The organism is Streptomyces calidiresistens (assembly GCF_014141525.1).
Classification (GTDB): domain Bacteria; phylum Actinomycetota; class Actinomycetes; order Streptomycetales; family Streptomycetaceae; genus Streptomyces; species Streptomyces calidiresistens.
This window is the reverse complement of the sequence record NZ_VKHS01001200.1, coordinates 1-1,152: the sequence shown is the minus strand read 5'-3', so window position 1 is coordinate 1,152 and position 1,152 is coordinate 1. Positions and strand designations below refer to the sequence as shown.

The following is a 1,152-nucleotide window of genomic DNA, read 5'->3' as shown; positions in this document are numbered from 1 at the left end:
GCCCCCGCCGCCGCCCACCGGCGGTGGGGGTACTCCGGGTGAGGAGGGCCCGCCGGCGGACGGAGAGGACCCGGGGCCGCCCCCGGAGCCCGAGGATCCGGAAGAGCCGCAGAACCCGGCAGGGACGCCCGGAGGCGACGGTGGTGAGGGTGACGCCACCGAGGACCACCAGCCATGAGGCAGGGTCCTGACGGGCTGCTGACGACGATCGCCGGGTACGTGGATGCGTCCCGGCGGAAGTCGTCGGCAGCCCGGCCCCAGCAGCAGTCGGGCGATGACCGCCCCAACCGCCTCGCGAGGATCGATTACGAGCACGACGCGGCGGGCCCGCACGCCATGGAACCCCGCGTGATCTTCGAAGGGGAGGCGGCGCCGACCCGGCGTCGGTGGCCGGCACTGGGCGGGTACAGGCCGCAGCCCGGGGACCGGGTGCTGATGGTGCCGGTCGGGGGGCGGGGCTATGTGGTGGTGGGCGCGGTGCAGGGCGCCGCGGCGGCGGGGTGGCGTGGGTATGTGCCGGTGTGGGAGACCACGTCGACGCAGCCGTCGATCGGGAACGGCGCCCTGGTGGGGCGGTGGGTGCGGCACGGCACGACGGTCCACTTCGTCGCGCAGCTGACGGCCGGGTCGACGACGGCCTACGGGACGGGGTCGTGGCGGCTGTCGCTGCCCGCGACGAAGGCCGAGGACGGGGTGACTACGCCGTCGCCGGCCCGGGCCTTGGTCGCCGGGGGGAACTACTCGGGCGCGGGGGAGATCGCGTCGGGTGATGGGTTCGTGCGATTCATCAACCTCGCGGGGTCCACGGCGAACGTCACGAACACGGTGCCGGCGGCATGGGCATCGGGGTCGATCCTGCGGGTGTGCGGGACGTACGAAACATCCGAGGGCAACTGACCCCCGCCCCTGGCCCGGGGGTCAGGGGCGAGGGAAGGCCTCCACCGCAGCCTGGATGAGGCCGAGGAGCGCGGCGACGGTGGTGAGGACGATCACGATGGTGACGGCAGCCATGGCGAGCTGCTGCCGGGCCGGTCGGTCCTCCCAGCGGGGCTGGGGGACGGGGGCGGGCCCGCCCCACCGGCCGCGCCGTGCGCGTGGTTCCCGCCGGGCCGGGCCGGGCCGGGCCGGACGCGCGGCCGGGTGGGTGTGGGG

The 1,152-nt window shown here is 75.8% G+C and carries 2 protein-coding genes; one reads left to right on the top strand and one right to left on the bottom strand.

Translation table 11 applies throughout. The annotated features are described in order from the left end of the window. Positions 1–174: 174 nt before the first annotated feature. Complete coding sequence (locus tag FOE67_RS26365; protein WP_182667335.1) at positions 175–897, top strand: hypothetical protein; 723 nt, start codon at positions 175–177, stop codon at positions 895–897. A gap of 21 nt (positions 898–918) precedes the next feature. Here the strand turns inward: FOE67_RS26365 and FOE67_RS29780 are convergent. After that, a partial coding sequence (locus FOE67_RS29780) for a hypothetical protein (RefSeq protein WP_228474325.1) occupies positions 919–1,152 on the bottom strand: 234 nt, incomplete at its 5' end.